The following is a 1609-nucleotide window of genomic DNA, read 5'->3' as shown; positions in this document are numbered from 1 at the left end:
CGCGTACCGATGCCGCTTGCAAAGGCGCACTCAGGCGGGGGGCGGGCTTGGCTTGGCGCGTGCGCACCTGCGGCGCTTCGTCACCGGTGTTGAAGAAGGCGATCGATTGCTGCAGTTGTTCGGCCTGGCCCGAGAGTTCTTCGCTGGTGGCAGCGAGCTCTTCGGACGCCGAGGCATTTTGTTGTGTGGCCTTGCTCAGCTGGCCCATGGCGCCACCAATTTGCACCACCGATTCGCTTTGCTCGGCACTGGCGGCGGCAATTTCTTGCACCAGCTCAGAGGTTTTCTGGATGCTGGGCACGATCTCGTCGAGCAGTTTGCCGGCGCGCTCGGCCGTGGTGACGCTGTTGCTGGCGAGTTCGCCAATTTCTTTGGCTGCTTGCTGGCTGCGCTCGGCCAGTTTGCGCACTTCAGCCGCCACCACCGCAAAGCCTTTGCCGTGTTCCCCGGCTCTGGCCGCTTCAATCGCGGCGTTCAGCGCCAGCAGGTTGGTCTGGTAGGCGATGTCGTCGACGATGCCGATCTTGGCGGCGATTTGTTTCATGGCGGTGACCGTCTGGCTCACAGCGCTGCCGCCTTCGATGGCTTCCTTGTTGGTCTTGGTGGCCATGCCGTCGGTGACTTTGGCGTTGTCGCTGTTTTGGCTGATGGAGGCCGACATGACGTCAATGCTGGCCGTGGTTTCTTCGACGCTGGCGGCTTGTTCGCTGGCGGCTTGCGACAGTGATTGCGCGGTGGCGCTGACCTGGTTGGCCGCCCCCGTCAAAGCGTCAGCCGCGTCGCGTACTTCGCCGATGACGCGGGTCAGGTTTTCGGCGGTGGCGTTGGCGCTGTCTTTGACTTGGCCAAACAGGCCTTCGTAGTCGCGTTCGATGCGCTGTGTCAGGTCGCCTTCGGCGAACGCGACCAAGACTTCGGCAACGTCGGTCAGGCCTTGTTCGCTGGTGGCCATGAGTTGGTTCATGCCCAAAGATACTTTGCCGAAGAAGCCGGTTTTGCCTTCGAGGTTCAAGCGTCCGCTGAAGTCGCCGCGGGTGGCGGCGCTGACCATGTCATCGAGTTCGTGCTCGGACGCGATTTCGTCGGTGCGGTCGATCCACTGGGTGATGCGCCCAATCGGGGTGCCGCTGGCGTCGCTCACCGGGCGGGCCAGCAGGCGCAGTTTGCGGCCCTGGATTTCCATGTCCACGGTTTCGCCGGAGCGCACGGCCTGGTCGAACCGGCCAGCGTCGTCCGGGTTTTTAAACAGGGTGCTGAGTTTGTTGCCGTAGAACTTGTCAGCCTCGAAACTGGCGCCGCCAAAGAGCTTGAGCAGTTCTTTGGCCGGGGGCGTGGCGTGCACCAGCAGGGCTTGGGCGTTGGAGACGGTCACGCACACGGGCAGGCTGTCGAGCGACAGGCGGATGCGCTGGTTGAAGCTGGCCGCCTCGGCCGCGTCTTGCAGGGTGCGCTGCACTTTATCCATGGCTTCGCTGATGCGGGCTTTTTGTCCGGGCAGGCGCTCCATGCTCACTTCCAATTTACCTTCGGAGTAGCCGGTGACGATGTCGACGATTCTCATCTTTACCGCGATGTGCGATTGCACCACTTCGTTGGCGGCTTGCGCCAT

1 protein-coding gene is annotated in these 1609 nt (G+C 62.7%); it reads right to left on the bottom strand.

Going from position 1 to position 1609, the window contains the following annotated elements:
* The coding region (locus WCG50_RS19320) for a methyl-accepting chemotaxis protein (protein ID WP_336901217.1) at positions 1 to 1609 on the bottom strand (1609 nt) is incomplete at both ends.

Origin of the sequence: Rhodoferax sp. (assembly GCF_037143375.1) — a bacterium.
Taxonomy (GTDB): Bacteria; Pseudomonadota; Gammaproteobacteria; order Burkholderiales; family Burkholderiaceae_C; genus Rhodoferax.
The sequence above is the reverse complement of the archived record's forward strand: the minus strand, read 5'-3'. Positions and strand labels throughout refer to the sequence as shown.